This is a genomic window from Sphingomonas sp. SUN019 (genome assembly GCF_024758705.1).
GTDB lineage: Bacteria > Pseudomonadota > Alphaproteobacteria > Sphingomonadales > Sphingomonadaceae > Sphingomonas.
The window spans coordinates 676483-689737 of the sequence record NZ_CP096971.1 but is presented as its reverse complement, the minus strand read 5'-3'; the positions used below and the strand labels follow the sequence as shown (position 1 = coordinate 689737).

The 13255-nt window shown below is 64.9% G+C and carries 13 protein-coding genes and 2 tRNA genes; 8 read left to right on the top strand and 7 right to left on the bottom strand.

Annotated features, from left to right (window positions below; genetic code table 11):
* Positions 1-17 precede the first annotated feature (17 nt).
* Positions 18-91, top strand: a tRNA-Gly gene (locus tag M0208_RS03365).
* 25 nt (positions 92-116) lie between these two features.
* Here the strand turns inward: M0208_RS03365 and M0208_RS03360 are convergent.
* Positions 117-665, bottom strand: a complete 549-nt coding sequence (locus tag M0208_RS03360; RefSeq protein ID WP_258890319.1) for a tetratricopeptide repeat protein — start codon at positions 663-665, stop codon at positions 117-119.
* A 143-nt stretch (positions 666-808) separates the two neighbouring features.
* A tRNA-Tyr gene (locus tag M0208_RS03355) sits at positions 809-894 on the bottom strand.
* Positions 895-1047: 153 nt separating this feature from the next.
* Between M0208_RS03355 and M0208_RS03350 the strand changes: the two genes are divergently transcribed.
* On the top strand, positions 1048-2646 hold the full coding sequence (locus M0208_RS03350; protein ID WP_258890318.1) for a M20/M25/M40 family metallo-hydrolase: 1599 nt from the start codon (positions 1048-1050) through the stop codon (positions 2644-2646).
* Complete coding sequence (gene rlmB / locus M0208_RS03345) at positions 2646-3404, top strand: 23S rRNA (guanosine(2251)-2'-O)-methyltransferase RlmB (RefSeq protein WP_258890317.1); 759 nt, start codon at positions 2646-2648, stop codon at positions 3402-3404. The genes M0208_RS03350 and rlmB overlap by 1 nt, the downstream gene beginning before the upstream one ends.
* Positions 3405-3685: 281 nt before the next feature.
* Here the strand turns inward: rlmB and M0208_RS03340 are convergent, their stop codons facing one another.
* A complete protein-coding gene (locus M0208_RS03340; protein ID WP_258890316.1) occupies positions 3686-4003 on the bottom strand; it encodes a 2Fe-2S iron-sulfur cluster-binding protein in 318 nt (105 codons plus the stop codon).
* 78 nt (positions 4004-4081) lie between these two features.
* Between M0208_RS03340 and M0208_RS03335 the strand changes: the two genes are divergently transcribed.
* Entirely contained in the window at positions 4082-4711 is a 630-nt protein-coding gene (locus M0208_RS03335; protein ID WP_258890315.1) for a DNA-3-methyladenine glycosylase, read from the top strand.
* A 144-nt stretch (positions 4712-4855) separates the two neighbouring features.
* Here the strand turns inward: M0208_RS03335 and M0208_RS03330 are convergent, their stop codons facing one another.
* The 4 genes from M0208_RS03330 to M0208_RS03315 are packed head-to-tail and all read right to left on the bottom strand — an operon-like array spanning position 4856 to position 8075.
* A complete protein-coding gene (locus tag M0208_RS03330) occupies positions 4856-5272 on the bottom strand; it encodes a DUF2147 domain-containing protein (protein ID WP_258890314.1) in 417 nt (138 codons plus the stop codon).
* A gap of 49 nt (positions 5273-5321) precedes the next feature.
* Entirely contained in the window at positions 5322-6101 is a 780-nt protein-coding gene (locus M0208_RS03325; protein ID WP_258890313.1) for a tyrosine-protein phosphatase, read from the bottom strand.
* 55 nt (positions 6102-6156) lie between these two features.
* Positions 6157-6855, bottom strand: a complete 699-nt coding sequence (locus M0208_RS03320) for a hypothetical protein (RefSeq protein ID WP_258890312.1) — start codon at positions 6853-6855, stop codon at positions 6157-6159.
* Complete coding sequence (locus tag M0208_RS03315) at positions 6852-8075, bottom strand: toxic anion resistance protein (protein WP_258890311.1); 1224 nt, start codon at positions 8073-8075, stop codon at positions 6852-6854. Before M0208_RS03315 ends, M0208_RS03320 begins: the two co-directional genes overlap by 4 nt.
* 196 nt (positions 8076-8271) lie before the next feature.
* Here M0208_RS03315 and M0208_RS03310 point away from each other — a divergent pair, with 196 nt between their 5' ends.
* From M0208_RS03310 to typA, 4 genes are all read left to right on the top strand, one after another.
* Positions 8272-10641 (top strand): TonB-dependent receptor, encoded by a 2370-nt coding sequence (locus M0208_RS03310; RefSeq protein ID WP_258890310.1) that lies wholly within the window; start codon positions 8272-8274, stop codon positions 10639-10641.
* 66 nt (positions 10642-10707) lie between these two features.
* Positions 10708-10953, top strand: a complete 246-nt coding sequence (locus M0208_RS03305) for an antitoxin (protein ID WP_258890309.1) — start codon at positions 10708-10710, stop codon at positions 10951-10953.
* Positions 10854-11345 carry a type II toxin-antitoxin system VapC family toxin gene (locus M0208_RS03300; protein WP_309546976.1) on the top strand — a complete coding sequence of 164 codons (492 nt, stop codon included), beginning with the start codon at positions 10854-10856 and terminating at the stop codon, positions 11343-11345. The genes M0208_RS03305 and M0208_RS03300 overlap by 100 nt, the downstream gene beginning before the upstream one ends.
* Before the next feature lie 70 nt (positions 11346-11415).
* Positions 11416-13254, top strand: a complete 1839-nt coding sequence (gene typA, locus M0208_RS03295; protein WP_258890307.1) for a translational GTPase TypA — start codon at positions 11416-11418, stop codon at positions 13252-13254.
* Position 13255 lies beyond the last annotated feature (1 nt).

Sequence of the window (13255 nt, the reverse complement as noted above, 5' to 3'; positions counted from 1 at the left end):
CCCCGCGATGCCCTTGGGCGGGTATAGTACAATGGTAGTACAGCAGCCTTCCAAGCTGAATACACGGGTTCGATTCCCGTTACCCGCTCCACCCCTCCGACGAAGCGCTGCGCCGATCAGCGTTTGCCGAACGAGCGCATGAACTTCTTTTTCTTGCGTTTCGGCAGATCGGGCTGAGGTTCGGGTTCCGGCGCAGTCTCCGCGATCGGCGTTTCGGACGCGGCGGCAGGGGCGAGTTTCGCTTCGATCTGCGTGCGAAGCTCGACGAAGCTGTCATCGTCGGGATGCTGCGCGATCCCCGCGTTGACGACCTCCAACGCCTCCGGATCGCGGCGCAGGCGCTGCAGCGTCGAGATCACCCGCTTGCGCGCAGCGACCGCGGCCGGATCGATCGACAGCGCGCGGCGGCCTTCCTCCACGGCCTCGTTGTATTTCCGATGCATCATCATCACCGCGGCCAGGTTCGCATGCGCCTCCGCGGTCGGCTCACCCTCGGCCAGCAGTTCGCGGATGGTGTCGCCCGCGTTGGGCCGGTCGGAACGCATCAGGATGCGCATCTTGTGAGTCAGCGCGACTTTCCGCGACGGACCGGTCAGTTCCGGCTCCACCACCGCCAACGCGGCGTCATAGTCTCCGCTGCGGATCAGATCCTTGACGTTCTTCATGCTGTCCCATCGCCTCTGGTTGTCTTGCCCGGCCGTCGACCGAGCGCGCCGCGCCTATACGCCGGACGATGCGGCGAGTCGCGTTACCGTGCGGCGTTGCACGAAATTTACCGGATCGGGTGGTCGGCAGGTATCGCTGCTATTGGTGGACAGGGCTGGATTCGAACCAGCGTACGCTTGCACGGGCAGATTTACAGTCTGCTGCCTTTAACCACTCGGCCACCTGTCCCCAGGGTTGCGTCGAAACGCGTCGCTTCGTGAAAGCGAGGGCGCCCCATGCCGAAGCGCCGCTCGGCTGTCAACGCGCGTCCACACCGCTTGCGCGCACGACCGCCGCGGCATAGCGTCGTGCGCAACGAATATCGCCAAGGGGTCTCAATCGATGCGTCCATTCCTGTTTGCCGCGGCGGCGTTCGTCGCGGTCCCTGCACTCGCGCAGGACGCGGGGCAGACCGCGCGGATCATCGACGAGGGGATGAACCACAGTCAGGTGATGACGACGGCGCAGCATCTGAGCGACGTGATCGGCCCGCGCCTGACCAATTCGCCGCAGATGCGCGTGGCGGAAGGCTGGACGCTGGCGAAGTTCACCGAATGGGGCCTGAAGAACGCGCGCAAGGAGGGTTTCGATTTCGGCCGCGGCTGGTCGATCGACGGATCCAGCGTGCGGATGACGACGCCGCGCGTGATTCAGCTGACCGCGATCCCGATCGCGTGGACCCCGCCGACGAACGGCACGCTGACTGCGCCGATCGTCGTCGCGCCGATGGAGAAGAAGCGCGATTTCGCGCAATATCGCGGGAAACTGACGGGCAAGATCGTGCTGGTGTCACAGCCGGGAAATGCCCGCGACCTGACGAATCCACGGTTCAAGCGCTACACCGGGGACGACCTCTCGAAACTCGACCAGTTCGATCAGCCGAAGAACGATCCCGCCGCCGACGCCAAGGAACTGCGCGAGAATTTGTTCGAGGTCGAACGCGACGCGTTCCTGAAGGCGGAGGGCGCGGTCGGTTATGCGACGATCTCGTACCGTGACGGCAAACTCGTCCACGGCGAAGGCTATATGTTCGAGACGGGCAAGTCGCCGTCGATGCCGGGCGTGCAGATCGCCGCTGAGGATTATCGCCGCCTCGCCCGCCTCGCCAAGATCGGCCCCGCGCCGGCGCTGGAGATCGTCAGCCAAGTCAAATACGACGACAGCGACCAGCAGGGCTACAATATCCTCGCCGACATTCCGGGTGCCGACGCCAAAGCCGGTTACGTCATGGCCGGCGCGCATCTCGACAGTTGGGTCGCGGGCGACGGCGCGACCGACAATGGCGCGGGCAGCGCGATGATCATGGAGGCGGCGCGCATCCTGTCGGCGATGGGCGTGCGGCCGAAACGCACGATCCGCTTCGCGTTGTGGAGCGGGGAGGAGCAGGGGTTGTTCGGCAGCATCGCCTATGTCGAAAAGCACCTCGCAACCCGCGGCAGCCCGAACGACCCCAATACGACCGGCCTGTCGCGCTATTTCACGTGGGACAAGCGTTGGCCGATCACGCCGCAGCCGGGCTATCGCGACCTGGCGGCGTATTTCAACATCGACAATGGATCGGGCAAACTGCGCGGCATTTATGCCGAGAACAATCCGGCTGCGGCGAACATCTTTCAGGAATGGATGGCGCCGTTCCGCTCGATGGGGATGACGCAAGTCGCGACCGCGCGAACCGGCGGGACCGATCACGTTTTCATGCAGTCGATCGGCGCGCCGGGCTTCCAGTTCATCCAGGATCCGCTCGATTACGATTCGGTCACGCACCATTCGTCGGCCGACACGTACGACCACCTGCGTGCCGAAGACATGCGGCAGGGCGCGACGATCCTCGCCGCCTTCCTGCTGAACGCCGCCAATGCCGAAAAGGCGCTGCCCCGGCCGCCGCTGCCGACGAAGCCTGCGGTCACCGATCCCTTCGCATACCCTGAGAGTGACGACTGATGGCCAAGCGTGGACACCGGCCGAGCCAGGCGCAGGGCAACCGCCCGCGCTTCTGGGGACGTCATGCCGTCACCGCGGCGCTCGCCAATCCAGAGCGCACCGTGCGGAAAGTGTGGGGCACGCGCGAGGCGCTCTCGTCGCTCCAACTGCCGCCGGTGATCCCGATCGTCTATGCCGAGGTCACCGATCTCGCGCGGCTGGTGCCCGGCGACGCGCCGCATCAGGGGCTGGTGATCGAGGTCGATCCGCTGGAGGACGTGTGGCTCGGCGAACTGCTCGATCAGGGCGCGCAGGATCCAGAGGATCGTCCGCGGCCGTTGGTGGTGCTCGATCAGGTCACCGATCCGCATAATGTCGGCGCGATCATGCGCTCGGCCGCGGCGTTCGACGCGCTCGGCATCGTTACGCAGGACCGCCATTCGCCGCCCGAATCGGGGGCACTGGCGCGCGCCGCATCGGGCGCGCTGGAGGTCGTGCCGTGGGTCCGCGTCGTGAACCTCGCGCGCGCGCTGGACGAAATTCGCGATGCGAACTTCTGGCGCATCGGGCTGACCGGCGCGGCGCCGCAGACGTTGTCGGTTATTCTCGGCGAACAGAAGAAGGTCGCGATCGTGCTCGGCGCGGAGGGCGAAGGGATGCGGCAGAATACCGAAACGCACTGCGACGAACTGGCGAAGCTGCCGATCTCGGGGCGGGTGGAGAGTTTGAACGTGTCGAACGCGGCAGCGATCGCGTTGTACGCGGTGGCGGCGCGGTAGAAAGGTCGCGAAACTACTTTCCTACAAGACCGCACCTGCGATATTGTCGGAACTGGTCTTTCACATCGCTGGTAGCATGCTTCCTCGACGCGATTCTATCTTGACGTTTTCGGACTAGATTCAGGCGTGCGAAAATGCGTTCTTGGACTAACCTTAGCCTAACCTTCCGTGCGGCGACGGCGGCAAAGCCGCCGTCGGACGGGTTCGGCGATGCCGACCCGCCGGCCGTGCCGGACGCTGCGCTTAGCGCATCGGCGCGGGCGTGGCCGCGCCTGCGTCCGTCAGTCCTCCTCGGCCACCGTCACCCGCAACCCGTCCAGCGCGTCGGTGAACTCGACCTGGCACGACAGCCGCGAATATTCGTTCCGGTCGCCGGACGATTCGAGCAGGTCGTTCTCGTCCTCGCTCATCGGTTTCAGTTTGGCCGCAAATTCCGGGTCGACATGGACGTGGCAGGTGGCGCAACTGCAGCAACCGCCGCACAGCGCCAGGATCTCGTCGATCCCGGCATCGCGCGCGACCTCCATCACCGACAGGCCGGCCTCGCCCATGATCTCGCGTTCTTCCCCATTGCGCGTCACGACGATAAGCTTCGGCATCATGCTCTCCCGAAAAATTCCCCCGCCCCATGCCGTCTCCTTGGCGAGCCTGCAATGGGCCAACAGGCGAAGCCTCAAATGGGCCTGAACGAAGCGCAACTCCGCGGCAGCCTCGATGCGCTGGCGCTCAGCGAGCCTGCGTTCGCCGCGGCGCTTGCCCGTGTCGGCTATCCCGCGCCACGTATCCGCGACCGCGGCTATGCCACCTTGCTGCGCACGATCGTCGGTCAGCAGGTCAGCGTCGCCGCGGCCGATTCGGTCTGGCGCAAGCTGGAGGCCGCGGTCGGCGATCCGACCAAGCCCGACAATATCGCCGCCGCCAGCGACGAAACCCTGCGCGCGTGCGGCTTCTCGCGGCAGAAATCCTCCTACGCCAAAAGTCTGGCGGAGGAGGTCACGAGCGGACGGCTCGATCTGGAAAACCTGCCGGAGGACGACGAGGAAGCGATCGCCGCGCTGGTACGTGTGAAAGGGATCGGGCGCTGGTCGGCCGAAATCTATCTGTTGTTCGCCGAGGGCCGAGAGGATGTGTGGCCAGCGGGCGACCTGGCGGTGCAGATCGAGGTCGGACGTATCCTGGGCCATGACGCCCGCCCGAGCGAGAAGCTGACCCGCGATCTGGCGGAGGCATGGCGGCCGCACCGCGGCGCGGCGGCGATCTTCGCATGGCATCATTACGGTGCAGGGGCCGACGCCGCGCCGGTGTGAAACTCAATCCTCCCCGGCACGGGGAGGGGGACCGTTCGCGCAGCGAATGGTGGAGGGGCAGACCCAATCAACGTCAGCCGTTTTGGCTGCCCCTCCGTCAGCCCTGCGGGCTGCCACCTCCCCGTTCCGGGGAGGAATAAGAGCTTAACGCGCCACTTTCCACGTCTGCGTCTGGCACAGGAACGCGATGCAGCCCTGCACCTTCAGCGATCCGTCCGCATTGCGCGTGACGATCGACTTGTAGCTTTTCCCGTTGCGCGGATCGTAGATCTTGCCGCGCCAGTCGTCGCCCTTGTCGACGAAGCCCGACAGCACCGCCATGCCGACGATCGGCCGCGTGCGCAGCGCGGCGTCCTTGTTGTTGACGTCGGTCGCCGGTGCTCCGGGTTTCGCCTTCAGCACGCGCGCAATCCGGCCGCAATATTGCTGGCCGCACGGGGCGACCTCGACCATCGCCGCCCCGTCCTCGGTCAGATAGCGTCCGCTGATCGGCGTCGCGGCGTAGGCGGTGGCGGGGAAGGCGATGGCAGCTAGGGCGGCGGCGGTGATGCGGCTGTTCATGGTCCGGCTCTATCCAATGAAGCGGATGAACTGACAATGCACGATTTGTTCAGGCGAGCAGCCGCTCCGCCAGCGCCTCGCGTCGCGAGGCGTCGACGCCAAGAACGGTTTCGGCATAGGCCTCGATCGTCGGGTATCGATCGAGGATCGCCGCGGTCGCCGTCTCCAGGTACATCGGGTCGACCGACATCAACGTGATGATCGCCTCGTCACTCATTCCCGCGCCATAGCGCGCGCGGATCGATCCGGCGGCCGACGCGATCCGGCGCTGCGGATTTCCGGCGATGTTCGTCAGGACGTAGTCCGCCATCACATCGTCCTCATGCACCCCGAGCAGCCGATGAAGCAGCGCCACCGCCAGGCCGGTGCGATCCTTCCCCGCCAGGCAATGCAGCAGGCTCGGTCCGTCGCGCGTCGCCAGCGCCTCGAAATACAGCGTGATCGATCCGATCAGCACGGGGCGAAACGGCATCGCGGCGTAAAGCTTCGTCATCGCCGCCTTCGCCTGATCTGCCGTGGTGATGCCGCGCCCGGCCTCCTCGTGCGGGGCGAGTTCCGACCCTGCGGTTTCGCCCGGCGCGAACAGCACCAGCCCACCGAACTGGTCGTGACGCAGGCACGGCATCTCTCGCCGTTCGCTGTCGCCGCGCAGGTCGATCACGGTCGAAAGGCCAAGTTCGGACACCGCGGCAAGGTCGGCCGGGGTCGCGCCGCCATGCTGGCCGGACCGCCACAACGCGCCCGTCTTCAATCGCCCGTCACGCGCTTGATAGCCGCCGTAATCGCGGAAGTTGTGGATGCCATCTAGGTTCTTGACGCGGTCGATCATGGCGGTCCCGCTACCGCATCGACATGACATTGTCGCTACCGATAAGCGGAGCGACTTAGCCCTCTCCGCTGTACTTTATTTCCAGATACCGGCTGCGCGTGGCGAGCGAGTCGAGGTCGCCCTGCGCCAGTTGTTCGCTCATCTGCCCGATCTCGCGCTCGATCACCTCCAGCCCGTCGACCAATTGCCGGTCGGGCGTCTTGCCGTTGCGGGGGACGCCGCGCATCTCGCGCGGGACGCGTTGATAGTCGCGGACGAATTCGGGCAATTGTTCGCCCACCAGCCGCCGGATTTCTCCGGCTGCGGGCGTGTCATCGTCGAGCGCGGCGAGCTGGACGCCTAGCGTATCCAGCCGCACGCCGATCCGGTCGGCGACCATCACCGCAGGCGCGGGGAGGGCGGCGCGTTGCGAATCGAGCCAGCGCCCGGTTTGCGCGGGCAGCGTGCGCAAATCGGCCTGACGCAGCCGTTCGGGCGGCAACGCCACGTCCTGCGGATAGATCGCCAGCGCCACCGTCGCCGCGATCAGCAGCGCCATCACCGCCAGCGCGCCGAACATCCCGAGCGGAATGAACAGCCCGATCACCGTCGCAGCGAGGAGGATCGCGGCGTCGGCCACCGCTATCCGCGTCACCCGCTTGCGCAAGCCGCCGCCACGCGAACGTCGGCGCGTAGGAACTACGTCGTACCGCGCGCCGGTGATCCGTTCGTAGGCGGCGCGCGCCGACGCGATCGTGTCGTCGGTATCGCTCACACCGACTCCAGCTTGAACGTGTCGGGCGACGACGACAGGCGGTTCTGCGTCGCACCCTCGGCGCGCGCGATATAGCCCTTCGACTTCTCGACCTCGCCCGACAGCGCGTCGACCGTCGTTTTCATCGTGTCGAGCGCCTTCAGCTTGAACGTGTCGATCGCGTCCATCGTGTCGTAGATGTTCTGGAACGCGCGCTGCAGCGTCTCCAGCGGGATCGCCGACGCGGCGGCCTGTTCGTGGATCTGCGCGGTCTGGCTGCGCAGCAGCTTGCCGGTCGAATCGATGATCCCCGCGGTCGTGGTGTTCAGCGCGGTGATCTGTTCCAGCACCAGTTTCTGGTTCGTTAGCGCCTGCGCCACCGTCACCGCGGTGCGAAGTGCCGCGACCGTGGTGGTCGAAGCGCGATCGACGCCCTTCACCAGCTCGACGTTGTTCTTCTTGACCAGATCGAGCGCGAGATACCCCTGCACCGTGACCGCCATCTGCGTCAGCAGATCCTGCGTGCGCTGGCGGGCGTAGAACAACGCGGTCTCGCGGATCGCCTTGGCCTTGGCGGGATCGCTGTGATCCAGTTCGTTCGCCTTGTCCTCCAGCTTCGCGTCCATCGTCTTCGACAGATGGATCATCTGTTCCAGCCGCCCCATCGCGGTCCACAGATTCGCGCGTTCGGTATCGATCGCGGCATTGTCCATCAGCAGCTCGTCCTTGCCGCTGGCAAGGCTCTTCAGGATGCTGCTGATGTGCGTCTGCGACGATTTGTAGCTGTCAAAGTAATTGCGCATCTTGTTGCCGAACGGGATGATCCCGAACAGCTTCTGCGGCGCGGTCAGATTGCCCTTCTTGCCGGGATCGAGATCCTCGACGACGCGGCGGAGCTGGGCGAGATCCTTGCCGACGCCATTCTCCTGATCCATCGCGCGGACCGGGCGATCGAGGAAACGGTTCGACTGGCCCGCCGCTTCGCGGATTTCCTTCGCGCCCATCGCGGTGATGGCGTCGACGCGCTTGCCGAATTCGGGCGAGTTCACGTCCTGCGCGACAAGCTGATCGATGAACCCGTCGACGCGCTCCTCCAGCTTCGATTTCGTGCCTTGGTCGACGGGAACCAGACCAGACGCCTTCTCGGCCGACACCGCCGGCACGGGGCTGGGCGGGGTCAGGACGAGATCCTGTTCAGCCGTTGCAGGCTCGCTAGTCGTGATCGGGGGTGTCGTCGCCATTCCATTCCTCCAGCGGTCGCGTGTCCGATTCTGGACGCGATCACGCCCTGCTTCAAGTGTGTTGCCAATATAATACGGATGCTCGGCGCGTACAGGGCGTAAATGAATGCCCGTGTCATCGATCCGCAACGCGCCCGTCGCGGAACTGCCTTCGACCGCTCCTAATCGCTGCGATGCACAAAAGGGGTTCTTCAACATGACCAGACTGTTCGCGCGATCGGCGCTATCCACCTTGCTCGCCTGCTGCTCGACCGGCGCGTTGGCTCAAGCCACCGAAACGCCCGCGCCGGACAGCAGCAACGACGTGGTCGTGACCGCGCAGAAGCTGGAGCAACGGATCGAGGATGTGCCGTTGACCGTCACCGCGGTGACGCAGGATCGGATGCGCGAGATCGGGGTCAATTCGCTCGCCGAAGTCGCGCTGTTCGTGCCGGGCCTGCGCATCCAGGAGCAGAGCGCGAACAATCCGGGCTTCGTCATCCGCGGCATCACGTCGGATTCGGGATCGGCGCAGCAGGGCGCGCGGGTCACACTTTACTACAACGGCGTTGACATCAGCCGGTCGCGCGGGGCGTATCAGGATCTGTACGATCTGGAGCGGCTGGAGGTCGTGAAGGGGCCGCAGGCGACGTTGTTCGGGACCGCCGCCGCGATCGGCGCGGTCAGCGTCATCTCCGCCAAGCCGCAGCCGGGTTTCTCGGGCGAATTGCTCGCCAGTTACGGCAATTTCAACCGCACCCAGGTGGCGGGGTTCATCAATGCGGGCAACGATGTGCTGAGCGGCCGGCTGGCCTTCGCGTATAAATATCGCGACGGTTATGTCCGCAACATCGCTGGTGACCCGGATGTGCCGAACCAAAATCAGGGCCGTGTCGATCAGGACGATCTGAACGGACAGGATCAGCGCGGCATCCGCGGGTCGCTGCGCTTCACGCCGAACGACGCGATCACCGCCGATCTCGTGCTGACCTATGACGGTCAACGCAATCCCGGCACCGCGTTCAAGAGCCGCGCCTTCGCGCCGACCGGCGGGCAGACCGGCGATTATGGTTACGCCGAACTGTCGGGATCGCCGTTCAGCGAGAGCGTGCTGGGCAAGCGCAAGCTTGGGCTCGACCGCAACGTGTATGACGCGAACCTGACGGTCAGCGTCGATCTTGCGCCGGGCGTCACCTTCACGACGGTCAACGGCTATCGCCGCTTCGACAGCCTGGAGACGTTCGACGCCGACGGCGGCCCGGCCTGGTATCTCGAATTCGCCGAGGATGCGAAGGGCGATCAGTGGAGCCACGAAGGGCGCTTCGCGTTCAGCGGCGATACGTATCGCGCGTCGTTCGGTTGGAATGCCTTCTTCGAGAACGGCCAGCAGCGCGTGCCGTTCTCGACCGAGGAGGGCACGTATATCGCCTGTTCGGTGGCGACCGGGTTTGCGACCGTGCGTGGCATCCTGAATGGTGCGGGGGTGACAACCGGGCCGAATTGCGTCGCGCCGAACGGCACGATCCCCGCCACCCGCGCGACCGGGATCCTGACGCGCGGCGCGGCGACCGCCATTCCCTATGCGGCGGAGTTCACCAATTACGGCAACAACGACACCTATTCGGTATTCGCGGACGGGACGTGGATTCCAACCCCGGCGGTGGAGATTACGGTCGGCGCGCGCGTACTGATCGAGGACCGCCAGTCCGGCTACAGCTCGGTCCAGCCCAATTCGGTGATCGCGGGTGTCAGCCTGCTCGGCACCGCCAATACAGGGGGGCGCAAGTTCGAGGCGGACAGCAGCTTCACCGCGATCCTGCCACGGTTCAATGCGCTGTATCGCGTGACCGACCAGCTCAATCTGTATGCGACGGTTAGCAAGGGGCGGCGCTCACCGATCGTCCAGCTTGCCGCGCGCGCGGCGGGCGGCGTGGTCGTGCCGAACCTGCAGATCGTGCCCGACGAAGTGGTGTGGAACTACGAGGCCGGGCTGAAGCTGGGCCGCGGGCCGCTGACCGGCACGCTATCGGCCTTCTACCAAACGTACCGCGGGTTCCAGGTGTCGGTGACCAACAACGGCGTCACCACGACGCAGAGCGCCGGGTCAGCGAAAAACCCCGGCGTCGAGGCGGAAGCGACCTACCGCATCGCCGACGAACTCTCGTTGTTCGGCAGCTTCGCTTACATCGACGGCAAGATCGATGAGGGCGGCAATGTCGCGCCGACCTTTGCGGGCGCACGCTTCCGGCTGCAACCGAAGGTTACCGCATCGGGCGGCGCGACGATCCGCCTGCCGTTCACGAACGGGGTCGAATTCTACGCCACGCCGTCCGCCAGCTACCAGAGCAAGGTGTTCTTCGAACTACCCAATTCGGAGGCGATCAGCCAGGACGGCTATGTGCTGGTGAACCTTCGCGCGGGCGTCGAGTTCGCCGAGGGACGCTACCGGATCGGTGGCTTCGCGCGGAACCTGACCAACCGCCGTTACCTGATCGATGCCGGGAACACCGGCGGCGGGTTCGGCGTCCCGACCTATATCGCGGGCGAGCCACGCTTCTACGGCGTGGAGGTTGCGGGGCGATTCTAGGGCTGATTGCGATGGTGCGCGTGCTGCTATATACCAATGATATATAGCAGCACGCGAGGCCTTCCGATGAACGACATGGCCAAGATATTCTGGAGCGGCCGCAGTCAGGCGGTCCGGCTGCCGAAGGAATATCGCTTCGAGGGCGAACAGGTCAGCATCCGCCGTGAAGGCGACAGGGTGATCCTGGAGCCGGTGCCCAAAGACGGCTGGGCATGGCTTTCACGCCTACAACCGATGGATTCCGATGCGGTCCAAGCCACGCTCGATCGGCCGGGGCCAGAGGTGATGCCCGACGGTCCTTCGTTCGATTGATGCTGTATTCGCTCGACAGCAACATCGTCATCGCGCTGATGGCGCATCATCCCGCAGCGCTGAAACGAACGATGCGTCACCGGCCCGGCGATGTCGTCCTTTCCAGCATCGTTGTTCACGAACTGATGTTCGGCGCCTTCAACAGCGAGCGGGTCACGGCCAACCTCGATCGCCTATCCGCTCTGGATTTCCCCGTGCTGTCGTTCGATGCGGACGACGGGCGTGTCGCCGGTGAAATACGCGCGCGGTTGAGGCGCACCGGAACGCCGATCGGGCCGTTCGATGTCCTGATCGCAGGACAATCGCTGGCGCGAGACCTCACCCTGGTCACTGCCAATACGCGCGAGTTCGCCAGGATTAAGGGACTGCGCCTCGAAAACTGGATGGAGTAACCCTTCCCGCAATGCAACAAATGCGCTAGGGGCGCGCGCTACCCAGTCTTACGCACATCGAGAGAATTTCATGAGCCTCCGCAACGTGGCGATCATTGCGCACGTCGATCACGGCAAGACGACCCTGGTCGATCAGCTTTTCCGCCAGTCCGGCACGTTTCGCGACAATCAGCGCGTCGAGGAGCGCGCGATGGATTCGAACGATCTGGAAAAGGAGCGTGGCATCACGATCCTGGCCAAGCCGACGTCGATCGAATGGGACGATCACAAGGGGCACAAGACCCGCATCAACATCGTCGACACGCCCGGTCACGCCGATTTCGGCGGCGAGGTGGAACGCATCCTGTCGATGGTCGACGGCGTAATCCTGCTGGTCGATTCGGCCGAAGGCGCGATGCCGCAGACCAAGTTCGTGACCGGCAAGGCGCTGGCGCTGGGGCTGCGTCCGATCGTCGTCGTCAACAAGGTCGACCGGTCGGACGCGCGTATCCAGGAAGTGCTGGATGAGGTGTTCGACCTGTTCGTCTCGCTGGAGGCGACCGACGAGCAGCTCGATTTTCCGGTGTTGTACGCATCGGGGCGCAATGGTTACGCCTCCACCGACGAGAATGCGCGCGAAGGCACGCTGACGCCGATGTTCGAGACGATCGTCAGCCACGTGCCCGAACCGACCGTCGACGTGGACGCGCCATTCACCTTTCTGGTGACACTGCTGGATCGCGACAATTTCCTTGGCCGCATCCTGACCGGGCGCGTCAATTCGGGCACGGTGCGGTTGAACCAGCCGATCCACGCGCTGGATAACGACGGAAAGATCGTCGAAACCGGCCGCGCGTCGAAGATCATGGCGTTCCGCGGGCTGGACCGCGTGCCGGTGGACGAAGCGAAGGCGGGCGACATCATCTCGATGGCTGGCCTGACCGTCGCCACCGTGTCGAACACGATCGCAGACACGTCGGTCAGCGAACCGCTGCACGCTCAGCCGATCGATCCGCCGACGCTGTCGATGCGCTTTGCAGTGAACGACAGCCCGATGGCTGGGCGCGAGGGCAGCAAGGTCACGTCGCGCATGATCCGCGACCGCCTGCTCCGCGAAGGCGAATCGAATGTCGCGATCAAGGTGACCGAAGCGGCCGATCGCGACAGCTACGAAGTCGCGGGTCGCGGCGAATTGCAGCTTGGCGTGCTGATCGAGACGATGCGCCGCGAGGGTTTCGAACTCGGCATCAGCCGTCCGCGCGTGCTGTTCGGCGAGGACGAAAACGGCGCGAAGACCGAGCCGTATGAAACCGTCATCATCGACGTGGACGAGGAATATTCGGGCACGGTCGTCGAGAAGATGAACGTCCGCAAGGCCGAGATGACCGATATGCGCCCGTCGGGTGGCGGCAAGACGCGCATCACGTTCAGCGCACCCAGTCGCGGCATGATCGGATACCACGGCGAATTCCTGTCCGACACGCGCGGCACTGGGATCATGAACCGGCTGTTCGAGAAATACGGCGCGCACAAGGGCAAGATCGAGGGCCGCAAGAACGGCGTGCTGATCTCCAACGGATCGGGCGAAGCGAACAGCTATGCGCTGGGGCCGCTGGAGGATCGCGGCATTCTGTTCGTCGGCCACGGCGAGGCGCTGTACGAGGGCATGGTGATCGGTGAGAACGCCAAGACGGATGACCTGGAGGTCAATCCGATGAAGGCGAAGCAGCTGACCAACTTCCGCGCATCGGGCGGCAAGGACGATGCGATCCGCCTGACCCCGCCGAAGAAGATGACGCTGGAACAGGCGATCGCGTACATCGACGACGACGAACTGGTCGAGGTAACGCCGAAGTCGATCCGGCTGCGCAAGCGGTTCCTGGACGCGAACGAGCGCAAGAAGGCGAGCCGGGCGAAGGTCGCCGCGTAAG

Bases quoted from the DNA above. Each gene is read 5' to 3' on its own strand.
- M0208_RS03360 (WP_258890319.1), bottom strand. From the start codon at position 665: ATGAAGAACGTCAAGGATCTGATCCGCAGCGGAGACTATGACGCCGCG.
- M0208_RS03350 (WP_258890318.1), top strand. From the start codon at position 1,048: ATGCGTCCATTCCTGTTTGCCGCGGCGGCGTTCGTCGCGGTCCCTGCA.
- rlmB (WP_258890317.1), top strand. From the start codon at position 2,646: ATGGCCAAGCGTGGACACCGGCCGAGCCAGGCGCAGGGCAACCGCCCG.
- M0208_RS03340 (WP_258890316.1), bottom strand. From the start codon at position 4,003: ATGCCGAAGCTTATCGTCGTGACGCGCAATGGGGAAGAACGCGAGATC.
- M0208_RS03335 (WP_258890315.1), top strand. From the start codon at position 4,082: ATGGGCCTGAACGAAGCGCAACTCCGCGGCAGCCTCGATGCGCTGGCG.
- M0208_RS03330 (WP_258890314.1), bottom strand. From the start codon at position 5,272: ATGAACAGCCGCATCACCGCCGCCGCCCTAGCTGCCATCGCCTTCCCC.
- M0208_RS03325 (WP_258890313.1), bottom strand. From the start codon at position 6,101: ATGATCGACCGCGTCAAGAACCTAGATGGCATCCACAACTTCCGCGAT.
- M0208_RS03315 (WP_258890311.1), bottom strand. From the start codon at position 8,075: ATGGCGACGACACCCCCGATCACGACTAGCGAGCCTGCAACGGCTGAA.
- M0208_RS03310 (WP_258890310.1), top strand. From the start codon at position 8,272: ATGACCAGACTGTTCGCGCGATCGGCGCTATCCACCTTGCTCGCCTGC.
- M0208_RS03305 (WP_258890309.1), top strand. From the start codon at position 10,708: ATGAACGACATGGCCAAGATATTCTGGAGCGGCCGCAGTCAGGCGGTC.
- M0208_RS03300 (WP_309546976.1), top strand. From the start codon at position 10,854: ATGGCTTTCACGCCTACAACCGATGGATTCCGATGCGGTCCAAGCCAC.
- typA (WP_258890307.1), top strand. From the start codon at position 11,416: ATGAGCCTCCGCAACGTGGCGATCATTGCGCACGTCGATCACGGCAAG.